The sequence below is a fragment of the Bradyrhizobium sp. LA6.8 genome (assembly GCF_040547935.1).
Classification (GTDB): Bacteria; Pseudomonadota; Alphaproteobacteria; order Rhizobiales; family Xanthobacteraceae; genus Bradyrhizobium; species Bradyrhizobium barranii.
Window position 1 is genome coordinate 585,168 of record NZ_JBEPQQ010000004.1, and the last position, 20,579, is coordinate 605,746.

Below are 20,579 nucleotides of genomic sequence, written 5' to 3' on the forward strand. Positions count from 1 at the left end.
ACGATGACAAGATCGGAAGCCTCTCCCCGGATCGCGGTTCTCGACATTGGCAAGACGAATCTGAAACTGCTGGTCGCGAGTGAGGACGGCTGGCCGCTCGAAACACTTTCGATCCCGAATGTGCCGACCACGGCAGGACCATACCTCGCCTATAATCTTGCCGGGCTGGAAGAGTGGTTCCTCGACACTTTGGCCGTGGTGACGCAACGCCACACCATCGGCGCGGTGATCGCGACCGCGCATGGGTGTGGCGCCGTTCTTGTCGAAGGTGACGAGCCAGTGCTGCCGATGATGGACTATGATGCGGTCTCGCCACCTGAGATCGACCAGGCCTACGCCCGGATTGCGCCTGCCTATGATGAAGTGTTTTGCGGTATCAGCGGCGCGATGCGGCTCGGCAAGCAATTGCTCTGGCAGGAAAGCGCATATCCCGCCGAATTCGCCCGCGCGAAAACCTATCTTACGACTGCGCAGTATTTCGCCTTGCGGCTCGGCGGGTGTGCTGCAAGTGAAATTTCACAGCTCGCGGCTCAGAGCCATATCTGGGACCTTTTCCACCATCAGCCTTCCTCCCTGATGCGCAAGCGCGGCTGGGACCGTCTTCTGCCGGAGCGGGCATCCGCCGGTGCGGTGCTAGGGAGGGTTTCGGAGGCCGTAGCCAAGCGTACCGGCCTGGCGCGCTCGACCGAAATCCTCTGCGGCGTGCATGATTCCAACGCCAACCTGTTCCGCTACAAGGCCGCCGGCATGGCCGATACCTCGATCCTATCAACAGGCACCTGGATGATCGGCTTTCAGCGCGGCCTCGCGCTAGACAAGCTCGACGCCACACGCGGCATGGTGCTCAATATCGATGTCGACGGTGAGAACGTACCCTCCACGCTGATCGCGACAGGCCGCGAATACGACTTGATCAGCAGAGACCACGACGCTTCTGATGCAGCCGTCCTCACCGCATTGCCGAGTCTACTGGCCCTTGGAACCCTGGCACTCCCCTCCTTCGTTGGGGATGATGGACTGTTCCCCGGTGCAGCTCACCGCGGACGCATTATCGGACCGCGGCCCGAGACGCCAGCCGAATGGCAGGGGTTGGCAGTCCTCTACGCCGCATTCAGCGCAAACCGCTGTCTAGATGCGCTTGGCAGCTCGAAACACATCGTCATCGACGGTGGCTTCGCCGCCAACCTGCCCTTCGCGCGCGCTCTGGCCGCGTTGCGGCCATCGCAGAGCGTCTCGGTGAGCCAATCTCGGGATGGAACGGCGCTCGGCGCGGCGCTGCTGTGGCGGAGATTTTCGCGTACGATTCCGGTTTCGAGCGTGGTGCTTGAAGCAGTCACGCCGCTCGGCGAGGATGAGTGCAAACGCACCCTTTCCGCCGCCTATCAATCCTGGATTTCTTTTTCGGAGCACCCATCATGACAGACCGCAATCATGCCGATCTCCGCCAGGGCATCGTCGATACCTGCAAGGAGATGAACCGAAACGGTCTCAACCAAGGGACTTCCGGCAATCTTTCGCACCGGATTCCAAACGGCATGCTAATCACACCGACAAGCTTGCCCTACGAGCGCATGCGGCCAGAAGACATTGTCGCGATGGATTTTGCCGCGAATTACCAGGGCAACCATCGCCCTTCTTCAGAATGGCGTTTTCATCGCGATATTCTGCGAGCGCGGGACGACATAAACGTCGTGCTTCATACGCATTCCACCTTCAGCACCATTCTCGCCGTGCACGAGCGTGGCATTCCCTGCTTCCACTACATGGTCGCGGTAGCCGGTGGCAACGATATCCGTTGTTCGCCTTATGCCTGCTTCGGCACACAGGCGCTGTCGGATTATGCCGTCAATGCGCTCGAAGGACGAAATGCCTGCTTGCTCGGCCATCATGGCTTGATCGTAACGGCGCAGACATTTGAAAAGGCGCTTTGGCTTGCCGTGGAGGTGGAGACCCTGGCGAAGATGTATGTCCACGCGCTGGCGATCGGCGAACCTCCGCGCCTCAGCGAGACCGAAATGGCACAGGTCCACGAACAGATGAAACGCATGGGCTACGGCCAAGCGCCCGATCTTGACGACGTCGGTGATGTTCCACGCGCCATGCCTCAGTCGAAACTGGCGCCACATTGACTCAGAGTGTCGTTGAACGCGGCTAGTCTTCGCTAAGGAAACTTGCAAGCAACTCTACCAGCCGCTGGTGATCAAGCGAAAAATGTCAGACAGCGAGCCAATATCCCTTGTGAATATCGAACTTCACGGCGCCGTCGTCACGCATCTTCAACAAGAGCGATTGGCAATCGTCCTCATGCTTTATGTTCACGCGCTTCATGATTTCGAAAACCTTCAGAGGCTTTTCGCCAAGGGCAATCAGAATCTTGTCTCGATCAGTCATTGGGGCTCCTTGCATCGGCATCGGCGACCGTACGCGCTGTACAGATCGTCTGCAACGGCCGCGTTCGCTTGACGAGGTCCGTTCCGGGTCACCAGGCCCGAAGCTGCCGCGCCAATACAACAGCACGGAGCGAGCTTCGCTACCCCCAGCGCGACGACCACACCGGATACGTGCTCTTTTCGTTCGTGCACGGCCCGCGAGGGTGTCAGGCAAGCTCGCCTGCTGATGAGTGGGAGGTGACAGCATCCACGATCCTTGCCTTTCCGGCCGACGGAAGCGGTTTCCGCATTTGATGATGAAGTCGGACATCTCCGGTAAAGCGGAAGTCAGCCATAACGCCAATTATGTCGGCTGAGGGCCATGAGCAGACGTGCTACGCTCGTTCAACGCGGATCGAGCTGTGCGCCTTCCAAAAAGTACCGAAGCGCTCACCACCGGCTTCGTTTCGCCCATATTGCCTCACCAATGAGGCAGGATATTCGCGGCTCCCTTTCGGTCACCGATACGATCCGGTCCCTGGGCACGCCGCCGGCAACCTCGAGCACGAGCTTTGTTCGGATCGCCTCCTTGAACCCGTCACGGCTTCTGATCGTCACCATAAACGAGCCTGACCCGCCAATCACACAATCCTCGTAATAGAGATCGAGGTCGTCGATGTCCATTTGCGACGAAAGTCTTCCTTCGAGCATGATCGGCAATCCGTTGATGGTAATGCCCCTTGCCAGCGCCGCATCACGTGCGATGGTAACTGGGCTTCCGTCGTTGTTCACGCCATCGCCGGAAACGTCGATCACACGCCGCAGTCCACGATACGGATCCGCATCGAACAGCGGCAATGCGAAATCTATCGCGCCAGAGATCGAGGTGCGTGACCCCATGCGAACCGGCGCTTTCGCGATTTCCGCCGCCACCGCAGCTGCAGATTCGCGGCTGTCGATCAATCTCCACGGCACGATGATTTTCTGATCGTTCGGTCCAGACCATTCCACATAGACCAGGGCCAACCTTCGGTTCGGCCCGGCCTTGAGCGCCTGGAGAAATTCGTTGGAAACGATGGCCTCCGCGTAACCCTCGCGCTGAAGCAAAAGCTCGCCAGGATCCATTGAATAGGAGACATCAACAGCAAGAACGAGTTCGACATCGACTGATGGCTGCTCGCTGCCGGCAACCACTCGGTACCCCGAATTGAGGGCGGCCGTGTTGGCGACTTCACCTCCGGCGATCACTCCGGCGATCAATGCCGCTGCGATGGAGACACGATGAAGCATGGTGGCCTCGCTGCTGGTTCCTCTTCATGGTGGCAGAAACGCCGCTGCCTGATCGATCGGTCCAGTGCCGGGTGCGGATTGATGCGAGCGCGCGAAGACGAACCGAGATGTCACATGTATTTCGGAGGCGGCTTTGCCGTCCTGGCCGATGAGGATCAATCCGGCGCCGCCATTTGCTACATTCAGAACAATCGGCTCGCCACTCCACGTCTTGATTGGCTCCATTCCGATGATGAGAAATTCACCGATAGGCTGGTCAAGATATTGGATGCGCAATTGCGGGCCGACTTCGGCTGCCGCGAGTTCCAAGCCGAGCTGTCGAGCACGCGCGTAAACATCAGCCAAGGTCACAGTACCGGACGTGAATCCAAGCTGGGCTGGCGATACGAGGACAAGCTCCACGTCTGTCTTGCGAGGGCCAAGGATGAATGTCGGTCGAGCAAGTATTTCAGCGGCCTGCCCCCCGATACCGCAGCCCATGCCGTCCAGCTTATTGCGCAGTCCAAGCGGATCAGCGAAGGTACCAATGGTAATGGTCTTCCATGTCGCCACATCGCGGCCGGACTGAATGAGTTGCTGGGACACTTCGGCGGGGCGCGTCTTGAGCTTCAGCTGGTTTTGCAAGACATCGCGAGCCGTGCATTGAGCCCGCGCTGGATTGGTTGCGAACGGAACGATGCAGGCCGCGCACAGTATCGACACAATGAAGTAACGGCTGCCCCGGCGCGCGCGCGAATGACGGTCGACTCCGCCGCAATGCGCCCTTCCCGCTGTGATGGCTATCGAAAATCTCTTCCGCATTTGCAATCTCGCGAGAAGAAAGAGACCACCGTCTGGTTGGACACACTCTGCGCCCTGTGAGCGCGGTGCAGCTTTCTCGGTATCGCGTTATTCGGTTACCGCGGGCTCAGGGCAGCGGCTCTCCGGTTGTCAACGTAGTGCAGGTCTGCGGGAAAACCGTACGAAAAGGCACGATAAAGGACGAAATCGGGCTCTGCCGCTGCCTTGAGACGCACTTTCCGGTCCGCTAAGATCAATGGCGGGAGGTGTGCGCATGACCTGCCTGCGGCTGAACGGATACACGCTCAATTTGGATCAGGCGCAGTTATTTGACCTGCACGGCCAGGCCGTTGAGCTGCGGCCTCAGGCTCTGGCAGTGTTGCTTGAATTGGGGCGCCGTCCCGGAGAGTTGGTTACAAAACTCGATCTCGGTGCGCGAGTGTGGCCGGGCGTTTCGGTCACCGACGACTCGCTCGTGCAATGCGTGGTCGAGATCCGGCGCGCGCTCGGTGACAGCCGGCAGCAAGTCGTGCGAACGATGCCACGACGTGGTTACCTTCTGATCGTTGACGCGGCCGACACGGCGCCGCGCGATGTGCGAAGATTCCATCGCCTGGCCGCCGCCCTTGCGATGGTGGCAGTCGCGATCGTGGCGGTCTGGCAACTTCTACTGCTCGGCGCCGGCTCCGGGCCCCCCAAGGTACACAACAGGATGGTGGCCGATGTTGCAGTTCTACCCCTGCGCGTACTTAACACCTCTCAGGAAGGCAGTCCGGACGGCAACGGATTAGCCTACATGATTGCCTCCGAACTTGCGCGCAACCCCGACCTGCACATCGTCTCAACCCTCGCCACAGCCGAACTTAGCGGCAAGAACCTGTCGCCGGTGCAGATCGCTGCGATGACCCACGCTCGCTACCTTGTGGATGGCAGCGCAGAGAGACGCGGCGACCGGCTGCAGCTCCACGTGCAATTGATCGATTCCGGCAACAACCGCATCGTCTGGAGCGGCCGGTTCGAGCCCACTGCGCAGGACCTGCCCGACGTTACTGAAACGTTGATCTCTCGGATCAGCGCCTCGCTTGGTGCAACCGTGCGCGAGTCGGACCGGGCGGCGTTACGGAGCCGCGCGCCGGCCTCGCTTGATGTGCATGCGCGCGTGCTGCGCACGCTTGCGCTGACCATGGCACCAAGTTCCGAGAGCCTCCGCCAAGCGCGGCAGGAACTCGAACTGGCGGTCCGCCTTGATCCGAACTACGCGCCCGCGTGGACGGGACTCGGACTGGTGAAGAAGATGCTGATTTTTGGCCGTCACGATCCTGGGCTCAGTCATCAGGACTTGCCGCAGGCGATCGCCGACGTCAGGCGCGCGATTGCGCTGGACCCGCTGCGTGCCAGTTCGTGGCGAGTGCTGTCCTTAGTAACCGACGCAGGTCAGGACCCTGAGTCAGCGGTGAGCGCGGCCGAGCGGGCGATCGAGCTCGGCCCTGGCGATCCGGACAACTGGGTCGTCCTTGCCGGTGCATTGCATTATGCCGGTCGAACCCAGGCAGCGATTGAAGCCTTCGAGAAGGCGATCTCCTGGAACCCGGTACGCCCAGCACACTACGCGCTCTACGGGGCAAGGCTGCGCTATTCCGTGCAGGATTACGAGGATGCGCTGCGTTTCGCCCGCGAATGTATGGATCGAACACCTGCGATAGGTGTCTGCAAGGCGGTCTGGCTATCGTCGCTTATTCGTACCGGCCATGCCGCCGACGCGGAGGCGGCGTGGCCCGCTTTGGTCGCGGCCGCCCCCTCTTTGCAGACGTACCGGATGACGCCGCGGAATACGCCGATAGCTCTGGCGGTTGATGAGGACCTCGACAGACTTCGCAAGAGCAACACCTCGGCAATGGCCCAGTAAAGCTTCAGGCGCGTGAACCTGATGTGATCATTCCAAGTTGGCCTTTTTCGGCGCAGAAGCGGCTTCGAGGCCGTTCCGGATGGAGTGATCCGCGTCGCTTTGCCGTTTGAGGCCGGTGTCAGCTCGTTCTAAGGGCCAACAGGCGACGTCCAGAAGCTACCAACTGAAGTGGGCTTTATTCAACTGTCTCTCTTCAATTTCGACATGACATCATCTCCGCCCGTAAGAACGTATCGGAGCGCGTACCCGATCAGCCAAGACGCCGCCGCTAGGCCCAGGCCAACCATTGCTAGATAGATGTTGATTCGATCCCAGGCGAAGCCAGCGGCAATAAGCGTCATCCATGCTTGCGCTACCGACCTGCCGCAGGTGCATGCCGCGCCTGCGCGCGCCCAGGTGCTCTTGGCGGCCGAGGGGATGCGACGCACATCGCGCGCTGCTCGAACTGTGGCTGGACGATGCGGTAGCCTGATGAGGCATTCGCGAATTTGTGTGCGTGTCAGTCGCGGAGATCGCCATCAATATCTGGACTCTCCGGTTCCACGCGCCATAATGAGGCGATGGACGGGATATCCAAAACCTTAAATTGTGCGCGTTGCGGCAAGCCGCTGGTCCTGATAGCGCGACCGGATGGCAAGGGCCCACTCCGGCCGACATGCTTGCATTGCGAGGAAGCCGATCCGATCACGTCGCCCGAGGTCGCCAGGTGGTTTGCTGGGGAATTGCAGCCGCCGAAGGGATAGGCCGTGAGGATCGCTGCCATGGCCGTGACTGCCGCATAGTGCCGAGCTTGAGATGCTCGGGGACGACCGTCGTTGGCCTCAATTGTGTCGACAAATTACGGTACTGATTCGCCAGTGAGCCAGCGTCTCGCAATCGGTTGGTCCTTTGGCCTCTGAACTCACAAGTCACCGACGCGAGTGGCGTGCAATGGGGCCCGGCCCAGCCGGGCCTTTTGTCCTTTGTGAATTATGTGCACTCACTGCACCCTGGGCCCACCGCGCCGCATCGCGACCGAGGACCCTCGTTGGCGCGAACTCACAAATATTCGGCCTGAACTGCCAAGATACAAACTGCCCTTTTTACTATGGCGGCCCAGTTGGCCCAACGCACGGGGTGCACTTCGACCGGGGATCGATGACCAATGCGCGTCTTTTTTAGTTGCTTGTTTTGCGGGACGCTTCACAGCGCTATCCAAATAAGGCGGCCGGTCGTGGCAAGCGGGCGCTTCGATTGCAAAGCGTGCGGGCAGACACTGCATCGATGGTGGGCTGTATACGACTTTACAGATTGGAAGGGGCCGCTCGACCAGTAGCGGGCGCGGCCAATCCGGGTCGCCGCACCTTGCCGGCCCCGCTCAAATGCGCCTATGCCCGTCCTCACCCGTCGGCGCGATCCGCACCGCAGCGATTTGCTGGCACATCCACTTTGACGACATCACGTCGGCAGCATAGCAAAAGCCGTCGGAAACCCCAGACTCGTCCGAGGTTTGGCAATGGCAGTGCGGCTTCTATCCCGGCTCGAAGCCCGGCGAGCACCGCAAAGGCTCGGCGCCGTCGTTCGAGGCGGCTCCCGCGGCGTTCGAGGTGGCATGGAGCGAATATCTGCCCAAAAGCACAGAGACCAATTTCCAGGCCTCGCGCGTTCATGAGGCGTGGACTCGCGCGAAATACGCGCGCTTTGATTGCGGCGAACGGATAGCGTCGGACTGGCGTCAGCATGGCTGAATCCGATGGTTGCTTACGCCGCTTTGACGCTCAGATCGTGCTGCCCAGCGGCACCGAGCTCATCACGTTGCGCGATGCGATCCGGCACTTCAGCGAGACGGTGCCGAAACGCGAGCACAAGCACCCGCGCGTACTTCTCGCCGCCACCGCGCTGACCGACGCCGCCGAGGGCCGAACCGCGCAGCGATTGCCTCGGATACCGCTGCGCACCTCCTATCGTCCGCATCTCAACATATCCTCGGATTGTCGCCATTGTCGCAAATGCGGCCGGGCACGCCCCGGACCGACGGACCGAACCATATTGGAATGCCCTCCCAGACAATCCAGCAGCCGCCGGGGCCGGTATTGAATATATGACAGGGCTTGCCGTACACCGTGATGCGCGTTGGCCCGGCTGCGAATTTCTCGCGAGCCACGGCGGTCGTTGTAAGGACGGTGATCGCGATCAATCCAGTCGCCAAGAACTTGATTGTGGTCATCGAGCCTGTCCTTTTGACCCTTGATGGGGGCTGCGACCTTAGCCTGTTTCCTGGGCCAGTGGAGGACCGGATGCGCTTGCTCGTTCGCATCCTGCCTGACGAAGCTCGCGGTAGGTAACGGCAAGGACCTATTTGCCCAATCGCCGCAAAGAGTGGCGTTTGGCGCCGGAACGAGGACAAGAGCAAGACGCCCCGGCTCTGTGATTTATTGGGCCTCAAGCGCTTCACGCCGCACGATCTCCGCCGAACGGCGCGCGTCGGCGGTCAAGGCGTCAAGTAAAGCGCGAGCCACGCCAGTCGATTAGACTATTAGGCTCGTAAAGAAGGGCTTGGTTATCTCGACGACCGAGGGTTCTCTCTCATCAGGAGTGGCGGCGGTGACAAACTCGCTTTTGCAGTTAAAGCAGCGCCAAAGATCATGGATTTCTTGGGCATTGACGCGCTCACGCCACTCTAGATGGACCAACCCAGAACCACATTGAGGGCATTTTTCTGGATGGGGCGTCGAGAAGATTGATGCCATGTGGAACCTCCCTCGTTTTCGGCGCAGCGTACGACTGTCTGGGCACCTTGGAATTGATCCACAACAAACAATTTGCCCATTTGTCATCGCCGGGCGGCTTCCAGGTCCGGGACCGTCGAGTGCTGGCGCGCGCCCTCCGCAATCGGGCCTTGCCAGTTGGTACACAAAGGGCGGCGATGTGGCGCATGTCGAATACGGAAGCCGTGATCTTCATGGGTTGGAACGCCCAGGGCCCGCATAAGGTTAGATAGATTGCGCACCGTCGCGGCGGCCTGACCGCACGCTGGATTGGAGGCAGCACATGAAAATCGTGGACGAAGACGGCGAGATCATCGCAACAGCATCCGATGACCATACTTTAATCGGCGGCCACCACCGCCTCGCAGTGGCGGCCAGCCTCGGTAAAAGACTGTTCTGGCGGGATACCGGCGAACCAGTGAAGCTCGATAACTTCTTCAAGCATTATGGAAGTTCTCTTCGACATACAGCCTGAGCCGCTCGCCGAGCGTACGTTGTTCGGTGCATCGCAACAACGCCAACGAGGATTTTTGCCATCGCGCATTCCTGGTTTAATTTTATGCGGTCCCGTACACAAAGGCGGCGCGCGATGTGGCGCAAGTGCGACAATCGATCACCCCCGTTTGGCCCTGGTCTCCGAGGGACCCCGGAAAGCAAATAGGGGCATCGTTGGTTCGCGTCTGACCGCTCTTGCCATCAGCCCGCTCCATTTAAGCTCTCCCTCCCTTTCCCACGCGCCTCTGGCGTGATCGAGGCGGTCGAGGCGGTGCGGCCGGCGGCACTGGCGCAGAGGCGATGCCGCAACGAAGGTTCGAGCGAAAGAAATCAACTGCGACATCTGTCGCAGTTGGGAAGCGCACGGGCAAGAATGGTAACGCCCGCAAGGTGCCGGTCGAGCGGCGCGCCTTGGCCGCCTGGGTCGAGCCTGTGTCACGTCGCGAGATCTGGTCGCTTCAAATGACCAATTGCGCGGGCCCGCCGCCGATCTATCAGGTCTGCCTCTTCACGATTTCAAATCCCTTTGCGTGCAATTCCAGCAGTATGCCCTGTGCCAAGTGCGTGCACTCTTCAGACTTGATCCAGTGCGGACTTCTCCAATCCGGGTCGTCTTCCTTTGGGTAACTGGTGAAGGCGGAGCGAATGGCGGCTTCGATCACGTCGATGGGATTGTCCGACATCTGCATCCCTCACGCATTTGGCGAAATAGATCAAAATCCTAAAAGAACAAGCCCAGCCGGACACTCACCCGGCGGCCCTCTCCGTTCAGAAGAACGTCACCGCCATCAATGGCTTGATCTAGGTCAACGCTGTGCCTCGGGCTCAGGCACGTGAACGGATCGCACTAAATTTGACGCGGTATGATGAATTGCAAATATATTCATACGGCGCGGTCGCGCGGTCCCGGCACTTGCCTCTGGCCCTCACAAAGGACCCGGAACTGCACCAATGACCGCACCCGGCGCGGCGTCACTGGGCCAGAGAAGGCTGCGGTAATGCCTTGAGCGGTCGTCGGCAGGCGGTCGCCATCGTTTCAAGCGCCCGGCAAATCAGGAGGCGAAGCCGCCGGTACCGCCGCTTTGACCTCCGCCAGCGCCGCTTGCAAGGCGGCTTCCTTAGTGTGGTCGAGAGAAGTCTTTAGCACCGTGCCGCCTTCGCCTTTTAGCCTCTCAAGAACCTTGTCTGCCGTGACTTTGCGCACCAGTACGAAGAGCGCTGCGGTTCCGGGTTGAACGGCGGCAGCGGTCTCTTTCATCCATTTGTCGTTGATGCCGACATCCGTTAAATATCCGCTGAGTGTGCCGGACGCGACGCCAAGGGCAGCACCAGCAAGCGGCATCAAAAAGATCAGGCCAATCAGCGTGCCCCAAAAGGCGCCAGTAGCCGCACCAGCAGCCGTGGTATTGATCAGTTGATTTAGTTTGATGTTTCCGTTGCTGTCTTTCACGGCGATCACGGCATCGCCGAGTTCGATCAAATACTCCTTCTGCATGGCCAGCAATTTTTGACGAACTTCCTCCGCCTTCGCCTCGGTTGGAAATGCAATTACGACAAGGTCGCTCATCTGTTCTGCTCCTCTACTCGAACGATTGCTGCCCATGCGAGAGAGGATGCGCCCGGTCGCGCGGGACAGGCAAGCCGCTACGGATAGCGGATGACGGCGCTCCGGGCACAACGGGAGGCGGCCGGCACACCCGGCACGGGCGGACCGGCTCGCGAGAACCGACAAGATGAGGCGTCAGGGTGCGAGTCAGGAGACCGCTAACGCCTCTCCCCACACGACGCAGATCTGCGATATTTCCTCCGATCGTCCGCCTAAACTCAGAAGCTTGTCGAATGGCGGGTTCAAATCTGGCCCATGATTTGAACCAACGCAAACGTCTCAAACGCGACAGTCATGCGGGTCTGCCGCAGACAAACCAGGGTTGTTACCGGCTCAGAATTTGGAACGATGTCGGCTCCCCAAATTGGGGGCGTTAGATTTTTGTGAATTCTCGGTGCACACATCGTGCATACGCACTGTTCCAACTATTGAAACAATCAAACTCTCGCCCCGATCCATGATTGGGAAGTTTGAGCTAGATTCAGCCAGCGGGAGCTATTCAGCTCCAACATCTACAACCCAACGTCCCTTTTTGCGCTGCGAGTGGATCCTCCGATCGGGTCCTTTTTGTTGAATCTTACTTCTCATTGCCCTCGATCCAGGTTTTCTCGGCAGCCACACTACCTTGGCGGCGCGGACGCCACTATTCGATCGATCGAGCCGACGAGAAACGGCTCCCTTGCATGGACGGGCCTAAGCGGGGCGGAGTCGATAGGACTTCGATTGCAGCAAAAAATGAGCCGCGCGGAAATCAGACGCCCCAACGCAGAGCTGCGGTCTGCACCGGGGCATCCCACAATGTCGTGGCTTTGCGATCGAGCACCGATACGGTGATCGACACACCGGCCATGTCGAGGGATGTGACGTAGGAACCGGTCAGGAAGCGCGTCACCGTGATCCCCGCGCGATCCAGAGTCCGCTTTGCGGCATTGACCATCAGATAGAGTTCGATCAGAGGCGTCGCACCAAATCCGTTAATGAGAAGCAGCGCTTCACTGCCCTTGCTCGGCGCAAGATCCTTCAGGATCGCGTCGAGCACCTCGGCGGCGATCGCATCGGCGGAAGCCAACGGTACCCTGCGCCGGCCAGGCTCGCCATGAATGCCGACGCCCATTTCCATTTCATCGTCGGCCAACGTGAAATTTGGTCGTCCGGCGGCCGGCACAGTGCATGGCAATAGAGCTACCCCCATCGAGCGCGTACGCCGGTTGACTTCATCGCCGAGCGCCTTGAGCGCGGCAAGCGGCATTCCGGTCTCGGCAGCGGCGCCGACCATTTTTTCTACGATCAACGTTCCAGCGACACCGCGACGACCGGTCGTGTAGGTCGACTTTTCGACCGCCACGTCGTCGTTCGTCACCACGCTTGCGACTTCTCGGCCGGCCATCTCGGCTGCCATGGTGAAATTCATCACATCGCCTTCGTAGTTTTTGACGATGAACAGCACACCTGCGCCGGTGTCGACGGCCTCCGCAGCCTCGATCATCTGATCTGGCGTCGGCGAGGTGAAGACCTGGCCAGGACAAGCCGCGTCGAGCATGCCCAGGCCGACAAAGCCCGCATGCAGCGGCTCATGTCCCGAGCCGCCTCCCGAAATCAGCGCAACCTTGCCCGGTTTCAACGTGCGACGGCGCACAAATTTGCGCTCGGCGCCGAGAAGCAGGATATCCGCGTGCGCTGCGGCGAGGCCGTCAAGACTTTCTTCGAGTACCGTATCGGCGCTGTTGATCAGCTTTTTCATGAGCGTTCTCCCAGTCCGGTCTAAAGTTCGATTCAATGGCTAACCGACGCTTTCCGCAAAGCGCGCGAGCTGCGCGGCTAAATCCACGATGAGCTGCTCGAGCGCACGATTCTTCTTGTCGTCACCAAGTTCAGGAACGGTCACGGTAATGACACGCGTGCGCGCTTCGCGGTGGGGTGCGCGCAGTCTTCCGGGGTGCGCGCGGCCATACGCATCGAGAAATGCCGCACGCTCGGCGCTGGACAGATGGCAGACGTCGAAGATGACCGCGACATGCTTCGCCGGGATCGGCACCAGATAAGCCGGATTCGTGATTTGACTCACGAACGAACGATTCTTGCCCAGCGCCGCCGCAAGCTTCAGGCGCGTCCCCGAGGGCCGATTGTCGAGTACCTTTCGCAGGATTATTTTGTACTCTGCGACATTCTTGTCACCGGGCGTGTCCTTGCCGACATCGTCCTTCATGAACTCACCTTTGCGATTGCGGCCTTGAGCCGTGCGACGGCAATCGGCGACACAGAGAGAGTTGTCAATCCAGTCGCGAGCAGCGCCGCCGTGAGGTGAGTGTTGGCCGCGGCGTCGCCACAGAGCGAAACCTCGACGCCTCGCTTTAGCCCGGCCTCGACGGTCGCGGCTATCAGTGCCAGCACAGCCGGATTGCTGGTATCATTGAGGTCAGCGACTGCGCCGATGTCGCGCGCCGCCGCCATGGTGTACTGGGTTAGATCGTTCGAACCGATGGAATAGAATGCAGCGCCAAAATCCGCTGCACAGAGCGCCGCCGCTGGAACCTCGACCATAATGCCGAGCGGCGGGCGAGCGCAGGCAACTCCTTTCGCTTGGAGGGCTGTGAACTCCGCGTCAAGTATTTCGTTCGCGCGGTCCAATTCCGACGGGACCGCAACCATGGGCAACATCACTTTCAGCGTGCCATGGACAGCCGCACGGCAGAGCGCGCGGAGCTGCATGCGAAACACCTCCGGCCGCGCGAGCGAGAGGCGGATACCGCGGAGGCCGAGAAACGGATTGCTCTCACCTTCGACCGTCAAACCGGGAACCTGCTTGTCTCCGCCTGCATCCAAGGTCCGGATCGTCACCGGCTTATCTTGGGCCCAGACGAGAATGTCTCGATAGACCCTGTATTGCGTTTCCTCGTCCGGCAGGCCGTGGGCCGCCTCGAACAGGAATTCCGTGCGTACAAGGCCGATGCCGTCGCAAATTGCGGAATCAAGGTTTGCAAGGTCTTCAGGCCCGGCGACATTGAGCAGAACCGCTATCCGCCGACCATTGGCGACGAAGGCAGGCGCAAGGCTGGTCGCCTCGGCGACAGCCAGTTCGGCCTTCGCAGCCGCCATACGCAGCTCAAAGAGACGGATGGTCTCCGGCTCCGGATCGAAGATGACCCTTCCGGCGTCGCCGTCTACCAGCGCCAAGACTGGTGGCTGTCCATGCCACGACAACGGACCTAATCCAACGACCATCGGCGCCCCGCGCGCACGCGCCAACATGGCGACATGCGAGGAAGGTGAGCCACTGGCCAGCGCGATCGCGCCGCCTTGCGACCAGTCAGTCGCAAGAAAGGTCGAAGGCGTGATATCTTCAGCCGCAACAATCGAACCGCCCGCGATTCCGGCGACAACATCCACACCGCCCAGATGCGCAAGCACGCGATCGCGGATGTCAACGATATCAACGGCCCGGGCACGGAAATATTCATCTTCAGCCGCGCGATAGCCGGCGATCTCTAGGTCGAGCGCCCGGCGCCAGGCATGGTCGGCAGCGATCCCGATCGCGATAAGTTCATACGCCGTATCTGTGAGTGCGTCGTCTTCCAACATGGCGGCCTGGAACTCCAGAATGTCTGCCGCCTCACTCTGAATCGTCTTGATCTGCTCGGCGAGTTGCGCCCTCGCCCCCCCAATCGCCGCCCGCAGCGCTGCAGCCTCCTGCTCCGGATCCTCGCTCGCCATTCGCCCGGCCACGGCCGCAGTCAGCACCGCGACCGGCCCGAACGCGAGGCCCGGCGATGCAGCACGGCCGATAAGTTGGATCTCTGCCACTGCCGTTAAGCCTCACCAAAACCGTCATGCACAAGCGCAAGCATGGCAGCAAGCGCCACCTCTCCGTCCGGTCCGGCGACCCGGAAATGCAGCGTCGCCCCCTGCGGAGCTTTTACACGCATCACCTTCACCGGACTCTTGGCATCCGTCCAAGGCCCGTCTCCAGAGAGGGCGAGTTCGATCTTTGCGGCAAACCTCTTCGCACACTGCGTGAGCTTGACCGACGGCCGCGCATGAAGTCCGACCTTGTTGACGAGAACCGCCGAGGCGGTCAGCGGCACCGACGTCTCACCTGCCCGGCTGGCGTGGGCATCATGCATAGAATTCCTCCGCGCTACGCTTGACGGCTGCGAGCGATGAGCCACCCGAGGATTCCGTCGCTGCAATCACCGCTCCTTCGACCACCGGAGCATTGCAGACGACGACGCGCGCCCTTCGATCTTCAGCCAACATTTCCACCGCCATCTCGGAATTTGTCTCCGCTCCACCGAGATCAACGAGCACAGCCACACCTGCTGCGGACCACGCCGCCTCGATCGCCTCCAGGATTCCAGCAACATTCGTGCCGAGCCCTCCATCGACATCGCCGCCGGTCCAGGCGAGCGGCACCGCATTGCCCACCATCTGGCGCACCATATCTGCCGCGCCTTCCGCTATCTTGGGCGAATGTGAAACGATAACGATTCCGACATTGCCGCCATTTGGATTGTTCATGACCTCGCCTCGAATTCCAATACTTTGACTGCAGCCCCGATCAACAGGGACGCTGAGCGCGAACCGGGGTCCATGTGACCAATGGAGCGTTCGCCGAGAAAAGAAGCCCTGCCGCGAATAGCGAGCATCGGCGTCGTGCGATCGGCCGCCTGCACCGCTTCTAACGCAATCGCCCGCGCATCGCCGCCTGCAGCCAATACCGCTTGCACGGGCACCAGGACATCCAGCAAGGTTTTCTGTCCTGCCTCCGAGCGTCCGCGCGCCTTTACGGCATTGATTGCCATATCCGTAGCCGCGACAAACTCTGCGCGTGTTGGCTGCTCTGGAAGCGCCTTGCCCAACTCCATGAAGAAGGTGCCAACCAGCGGCCCAGAGGCTCCGCCAACCTTCATGACCAGCGTCATTCCGATCGACTTCAGCATTTCTGGCAGAGACTTGTCCGCAAGGCCGGGCAACGTCGCGAGCACGGCCTCGAAGCCGCGTTTCATGTTCAGCCCATGATCGCCGTCACCGATCGCCTGGTCGAGGCTGGTCAGTTCGTCGGCGTGCTGGATCACCGATTCCGCAAGCGCCCGCACCAGTTTCTCCCTAGAGGTCCGATCGAGACTCATGCAGCGACCCTCCCGCCGGCCGCATCGAAGAACAGCGGCCTGTTAAGGCGTAGCGACACGACGTCGCCGACGTCTAACCTCGCCTCAGGGTCCGCCAACGTCACGACAGGTTGGCCGCCGAGATCGAGATGGACATGGCTCTGGTCGCCGAGATGCTCGACCCGCGTGACGGTGGCCGACACGTCCCCGCCGCTGCGTGCGATCGCCAGGTGCTCGGTACGAGCGCCAATCGTCTTAGCGCCGGGCGGAACGCCGGCAAATAGAGTTGCCGGCAGCAGGTTGATCATCGGCTGGCCGAGCCGGGCAGCGACATAGGCGTTGACCGGGTTCTCGTAAATCTCGCGCGGCGTGCCGATCTGCATCAGCCGCCCGGCCTCCATCACGCCGATGCGCGATGCCATGGTCATAGCCTCGGTTTGATCGTGGGTGACGTAGAGGATCGTCGCGCCGAGATCGATCTGGATGCGCTTAAGCTCCAGGCGCATTTCACCGCGCAGCTTGGCATCGAGCGAAGAAAGCGGCTCGTCCATCAGGTAGATCGAGGGCGAGCGCACCAGAGCGCGGCCAATCGCAACGCGCTGCATCTGCCCGCCCGACAACTGGGTCGCCTTACTGTGGAGCTTGGCCTCGATATGGAGAAGACGCGCAACCTGTTCGACCTTTGCGCGAATTTCGGTCTCCGGCAGGCGCCGAGTCGGCGCGCGTAGTGCAAAGGCCATGTTCTCGAACACGGTCAGATGCGGGTACAACGAATATTGCTGGAATACGAAGGCGACGTCACGATCCGCCGGCGCATCACTGGTCACATCGCGTCCGTCGATGCGGACCGAGCCGCTGTCGGGCGCCTCTAATCCGGCAACGAGACGCAGCATCGTCGTCTTGCCGGCGCCGGTCGGCCCCAGCAACGCAACGAATTCGCCATCTCCAACGGTGAGGGACAGATCGACGACGGCTTGCGTCTTACCAAACGCCTTGGAGACCGCCCCGATCTCGACTTCAGCCATGCTTGCCTCCCTCGTGCAATGCGGTGCGTATTGCCCGTCCCGACCCCTGGTCGAAGAGCGACAACGTATCCGGCCGAAAATCGAGCCCGACATTCATCCCAATCCGAAAGGGCATGCTGGCGGGCGAGCGGGCCTTGAGAGCGCCGTAAGGCGTCGTCACCGTCACGATCTGCGTCGTGCCGAGATATTCCGACCCATAGATCTCGCCCCGCACCATGCCGCTATCGGAAAAACGCACATGCTCGGGTCTGACGCCCAGGACAAGGTCGCTCTCCACCAGAGCCTCGCGTGCGGTGGGTATCGCAACGTCGCGATCCCCGAGCCGGATCGCCTGCGCCCCGGCTTGCAGGCTGCCGCGAAACGGCAGGAAATTCATCGCTGGAGAACCGATGAAGTCCGCGACGAAGAGCGAAACAGGCCGGTCATAAATGTCGCTCGGACTCGCAATCTGCTCGACCACGCCGTTGTTCATCACCGCAATCAGGTCCGCCATTGCCATGGCCTCCAGTTGATCATGCGTGACGTAAACGGTGGTCGCGCCCAGCCGGTCATGCAGCGCGCGCAATTCCTGGATCATCGCCTCGCGCATCTCGGTATCGAGCGCTCCGAGCGGCTCGTCCATCAGGAAGCACTTCGGCTTGCGGACGATCGCCCGCCCAAGCGCGACGCGCTGACGGTCGCCGCCGGTGAGGGTCGAAACCGACCGATCAAGGAGGTGGGAGATACGCAGGATCCGAGCCGCCTCCACCACGCGCCGGTCGCACTCCGCGGCTCCGATCCCCTCGCATTTGAGCGGAAAGCCGATATTGCGCCGGACATTCATGTGCGGATAGAGCGCAAATAGCTGGAAGACGAAGGCGATATCTCGCGCGGAGGCACGGTTCATCGTGACGTCCTCACCGTCGAGCCTGATCGTGCCGGATGTCGGCAATTCCAGTCCTGCAATCATCCGCAGCGTTGTCGTTTTGCCGCAGCCGGACGGCCCAAGCAGACAAAGGAACTGTCCGTCATCCACCGTAAAGCTCGCGCCCTTGACTGCGTGAAACTCTCCAAAGGATTTGTTGAGCGCTTCGACCCTGATCTGTGCCATCGAGCGCTACTCCCGGACCTTCGAGACGATCGTGAACATCACCGTCCCAAAGAGAGTGACTGCGAAAGACCAGGAATAAAGCGTCAGAAAAAACGGCTGCATCAGCATGACCACGCCTGCGGCAATGATCGCCGTCGCGATGGCCTCCAGCGGACCGCGCCGCAACATTCTGCTCGTCAGGCTGGCGTGCGGCGTTGACGTGTTCACATCAAGGTTCATTTGCGAACGGCCCCAAAGGTAATCCCGCGCAGAAGATGCTTGCGAAGCAGCACCGTGAACACGACGATCGGCACAAGAAAGATCGTCGTGCCGGCGGCTACGGCCGGCCAATCCTGGCCGCCTTCGCCAATGATGATCGGAATGAATGGGGGCGCGGTCTGAGCGTTGCCAGAGGTCAGAAGCACAGCAAAGGCGTATTCGTTCCACGCAAAAATCAGGCAGAAAATCGCCGTCGCCGCGATCCCCGTCGTCGCCTGCGGTAGAACCACCTTCACGAACGCCTGAAAGCGCGTATAGCCATCGATCATTGCCGCTTCTTCGTATTCACGCGGGATTTCGTCGATGAAGCCCTTGAGTAGCCAGACAGCGAGCGAGACGTTCACCGAAGTGTAGAGCAGGATCATCCCGAGACGGGTATCCGATAGCCCGACGGTCCGGTACATCAGGTAGATCGGGATCGCGACCGCGATTGGCGGCATCATTCTGGTCGACAGAATGAAGAACAGGAGGTCGTCCTTGAGAGGCACGCGGAAGCGCGAAAAACCATAAGCCGAGAGCGTACCGAGCGCGACGGCAAGCACCGTCGAGCCAAAGGCGATGATCAGCGAGTTGATGAAGCGCGGCACGTAGTTCGACGGCCCGGCGACAACCATGTTGCGGCTGCGCGCGATGTTGTCACAAAGCCCCTGCGGCGGCCCCAGCGTCTGGATAAACTCCTGAGTCTGACGCGAGCGTGTTGTGAAGACATTGCAATAGCCTTCAAGGGAGGGCTTGAAGAGGACCTTCGGCGGATAGGAGATCGCATCGTCAGGCGACTTGAACGAGGTGAGCACGATCCATATCAGCGGAACCATCGTTATGATGGCATAGAGTATGACGAGCAGGCCGGCAAAGCGGCGAGTGCCGGTCGACGGTTCGACGACTGAGTGGGCTGCATTTGAGGCGCTCATCTGCTTTTCACCCGGTTCAGCGCCTTGACGTAGATGTTGGCAAGGCCAAACACTGTCACGAACAGAATGATCGCGAAGGCCGAGGAATAGCCGGTTCGCCAACTCTCAAAGGCTGCGCGCTTCAGTGTGATCGAAGCGACCTCCGTGGTCGAGCCCGGCCCTCCTCCGGTCAGGAGGTTGACCATGTCGAACATCTTGAAGTTCTCGATCCCGCGAAAGAGCACCGCGAGCATGATGAACGGCAGAGCCATCGGCAGCGTGATCGACCAGAACTGCCGCCAATTCGACGCGCGGTCGACCTCCGCTGCCTCATAAATGTAATCCGGGATCGACCGCAACCCCGCCAGGCAAATCAGCATCACGTAAGGCGTCCACATCCAGGCGTCGACGATGACGATGGCCCACGGGCTGAGGGTCACGTCTCCCAGCATCTGGAACGACGAAGCGCCGCGCCCCGTGAAGAAGGCGACCACGTAGTTGAACAGCCCGATCTGCGGCTGATAGAGGAAGGTCCAGAAATTGCCGACAACCGCTGGTGAGAGCATCATCGGCAACAGAATGATCGTGGTCCACAGGCCATGGCCACGGAATTTCTTGTCGATCAGGAACGCGAGGCCGAATCCGAGCACAGTCTCGATCAGCACGGTCCAAACCACGAAATGCGCCGTGACCTGCATTGCCGCCCAGATATCCGGATCGGTCAGGATCGACTGGTACCAATCGGTCCCCAGCCATAGCGTCGGCGCGTTCGGCCGATTGGCGCGGTAGTTGGTAAATGACAGGTAGATCGTCCATACCAGCGGGAAGATATTGATCGCCAGCAGCAGCACGATCGTCGGCGTGATGAAGAGCCATGCGAGCGCCTGGTCCGAAAGGCCGCGGATACGACGTATCACGCCTGGTCGGATCGGGACGGCCCGGTAGGTGATCTGCGACGAAGTGCTCAAATCGTTCATGGCCCTGGTCAATCCTGGCGTCGCGATGGTCGACTATGCGA

General features: G+C 60.5%; 21 protein-coding genes. 5 read left to right on the forward strand and 16 right to left on the reverse strand.

Going from position 1 to position 20,579, the window contains the following annotated elements; translation table 11 throughout:
• Positions 1 to 3 precede the first annotated feature (3 nt).
• Entirely contained in the window at positions 4 to 1,419 is a 1,416-nt protein-coding gene (locus tag ABIA90_RS22955; RefSeq protein WP_354119308.1) for a carbohydrate kinase, read from the forward strand.
• A complete protein-coding gene (locus ABIA90_RS22960; RefSeq protein ID WP_354119307.1) occupies positions 1,416 to 2,129 on the forward strand; it encodes a class II aldolase/adducin family protein in 714 nt (237 codons plus the stop codon). Before ABIA90_RS22955 ends, ABIA90_RS22960 begins: the two co-directional genes overlap by 4 nt.
• An 85-nt stretch (positions 2,130 to 2,214) precedes the next feature.
• Here ABIA90_RS22960 and ABIA90_RS22965 read toward each other — a convergent pair whose 3' ends face one another.
• Together ABIA90_RS22965 and ABIA90_RS22970 are read right to left on the reverse strand one after the other, a co-directional pair.
• On the reverse strand, positions 2,215 to 2,391 hold the full coding sequence (locus ABIA90_RS22965) for a hypothetical protein (protein ID WP_208088530.1): 177 nt from the start codon (positions 2,389 to 2,391) through the stop codon (positions 2,215 to 2,217).
• 428 nt (positions 2,392 to 2,819) lie between these two features.
• Positions 2,820 to 3,659 (reverse strand): DUF1194 domain-containing protein, encoded by an 840-nt coding sequence (locus tag ABIA90_RS22970; RefSeq protein ID WP_354119306.1) that lies wholly within the window; start codon positions 3,657 to 3,659, stop codon positions 2,820 to 2,822.
• Between ABIA90_RS22970 and ABIA90_RS22975 the strand changes: the two genes are divergently transcribed.
• Together ABIA90_RS22975 and ABIA90_RS22980 are read left to right on the forward strand one after the other, a co-directional pair.
• Positions 3,651 to 4,520 carry a hypothetical protein gene (locus tag ABIA90_RS22975; RefSeq protein ID WP_354119305.1) on the forward strand — a complete coding sequence of 290 codons (870 nt, stop codon included), beginning with the start codon at positions 3,651 to 3,653 and terminating at the stop codon, positions 4,518 to 4,520. The two genes, ABIA90_RS22970 and ABIA90_RS22975, sit on opposite strands and share 9 nt — an antisense overlap.
• 193 nt (positions 4,521 to 4,713) lie before the next feature.
• Positions 4,714 to 6,345 carry a winged helix-turn-helix domain-containing tetratricopeptide repeat protein gene (locus tag ABIA90_RS22980; protein ID WP_354119304.1) on the forward strand — a complete coding sequence of 544 codons (1,632 nt, stop codon included), beginning with the start codon at positions 4,714 to 4,716 and terminating at the stop codon, positions 6,343 to 6,345.
• Between the two features lie 1,740 nt (positions 6,346 to 8,085).
• Here ABIA90_RS22980 and ABIA90_RS22985 read toward each other — a convergent pair.
• Entirely contained in the window at positions 8,086 to 8,298 is a 213-nt protein-coding gene (locus ABIA90_RS22985) for a hypothetical protein (protein ID WP_135215646.1), read from the reverse strand.
• A 1,077-nt stretch (positions 8,299 to 9,375) separates the two neighbouring features.
• Here ABIA90_RS22985 and ABIA90_RS22990 point away from each other — a divergent pair.
• Complete coding sequence (locus ABIA90_RS22990) at positions 9,376 to 9,567, forward strand: ParB N-terminal domain-containing protein (RefSeq protein ID WP_028150075.1); 192 nt, start codon at positions 9,376 to 9,378, stop codon at positions 9,565 to 9,567.
• Positions 9,568 to 10,081: 514 nt separating this feature from the next.
• On the opposite strand, the gene ABIA90_RS22995 is transcribed toward ABIA90_RS22990, so the two are convergent.
• The 13 genes from ABIA90_RS22995 to ABIA90_RS23055 all read right to left on the reverse strand — a co-directional run bounded on the left by ABIA90_RS22995 (position 10,082) and on the right by ABIA90_RS23055 (position 20,538).
• Positions 10,082 to 10,270, reverse strand: coding sequence for a hypothetical protein (locus tag ABIA90_RS22995; protein WP_224517481.1), 189 nt, complete (start codon positions 10,268 to 10,270; stop codon positions 10,082 to 10,084).
• A gap of 353 nt (positions 10,271 to 10,623) precedes the next feature.
• On the reverse strand, positions 10,624 to 11,154 hold the full coding sequence (locus tag ABIA90_RS23000; protein ID WP_028150077.1) for a DUF1269 domain-containing protein: 531 nt from the start codon (positions 11,152 to 11,154) through the stop codon (positions 10,624 to 10,626).
• Positions 11,155 to 11,944: 790 nt separating this feature from the next.
• Positions 11,945 to 12,934, reverse strand: a complete 990-nt coding sequence (gene dhaK / locus ABIA90_RS23005; protein ID WP_354119303.1) for a dihydroxyacetone kinase subunit DhaK — start codon at positions 12,932 to 12,934, stop codon at positions 11,945 to 11,947.
• A 39-nt stretch (positions 12,935 to 12,973) separates the two neighbouring features.
• Positions 12,974 to 13,399 carry a hypothetical protein gene (locus ABIA90_RS23010; RefSeq protein WP_028160804.1) on the reverse strand — a complete coding sequence of 142 codons (426 nt, stop codon included), beginning with the start codon at positions 13,397 to 13,399 and terminating at the stop codon, positions 12,974 to 12,976.
• Positions 13,396 to 14,994, reverse strand: coding sequence for a phosphoenolpyruvate--protein phosphotransferase (ptsP, locus tag ABIA90_RS23015; protein WP_166344236.1), 1,599 nt, complete (start codon positions 14,992 to 14,994; stop codon positions 13,396 to 13,398). Before ptsP ends, ABIA90_RS23010 begins: the two co-directional genes overlap by 4 nt.
• 5 nt (positions 14,995 to 14,999) lie before the next feature.
• Positions 15,000 to 15,314, reverse strand: coding sequence for an HPr family phosphocarrier protein (locus ABIA90_RS23020; RefSeq protein ID WP_028150081.1), 315 nt, complete (start codon positions 15,312 to 15,314; stop codon positions 15,000 to 15,002).
• Positions 15,307 to 15,708, reverse strand: coding sequence for a dihydroxyacetone kinase phosphoryl donor subunit DhaM (gene dhaM / locus ABIA90_RS23025; protein WP_028150082.1), 402 nt, complete (start codon positions 15,706 to 15,708; stop codon positions 15,307 to 15,309). The genes ABIA90_RS23020 and dhaM overlap by 8 nt, the downstream gene beginning before the upstream one ends.
• Positions 15,705 to 16,319, reverse strand: a complete 615-nt coding sequence (dhaL, locus tag ABIA90_RS23030) for a dihydroxyacetone kinase subunit DhaL (RefSeq protein WP_354119302.1) — start codon at positions 16,317 to 16,319, stop codon at positions 15,705 to 15,707. Before dhaL ends, dhaM begins: the two co-directional genes overlap by 4 nt.
• Entirely contained in the window at positions 16,316 to 17,323 is a 1,008-nt protein-coding gene (locus ABIA90_RS23035; protein WP_354119301.1) for an ABC transporter ATP-binding protein, read from the reverse strand. The genes dhaL and ABIA90_RS23035 overlap by 4 nt, the downstream gene beginning before the upstream one ends.
• Positions 17,316 to 18,413, reverse strand: a complete 1,098-nt coding sequence (locus ABIA90_RS23040) for an ABC transporter ATP-binding protein (protein ID WP_354119300.1) — start codon at positions 18,411 to 18,413, stop codon at positions 17,316 to 17,318. The genes ABIA90_RS23035 and ABIA90_RS23040 overlap by 8 nt, the downstream gene beginning before the upstream one ends.
• Before the next feature lie 6 nt (positions 18,414 to 18,419).
• Entirely contained in the window at positions 18,420 to 18,632 is a 213-nt protein-coding gene (locus ABIA90_RS23045; RefSeq protein ID WP_354119299.1) for a hypothetical protein, read from the reverse strand.
• Positions 18,629 to 19,582, reverse strand: coding sequence for a carbohydrate ABC transporter permease (locus ABIA90_RS23050; protein WP_028150087.1), 954 nt, complete (start codon positions 19,580 to 19,582; stop codon positions 18,629 to 18,631). Before ABIA90_RS23050 ends, ABIA90_RS23045 begins: the two co-directional genes overlap by 4 nt.
• Positions 19,579 to 20,538, reverse strand: a complete 960-nt coding sequence (locus tag ABIA90_RS23055; RefSeq protein ID WP_014492573.1) for a carbohydrate ABC transporter permease — start codon at positions 20,536 to 20,538, stop codon at positions 19,579 to 19,581. Before ABIA90_RS23055 ends, ABIA90_RS23050 begins: the two co-directional genes overlap by 4 nt.
• Between the last annotated feature and the right edge of the window lie 41 nt (positions 20,539 to 20,579).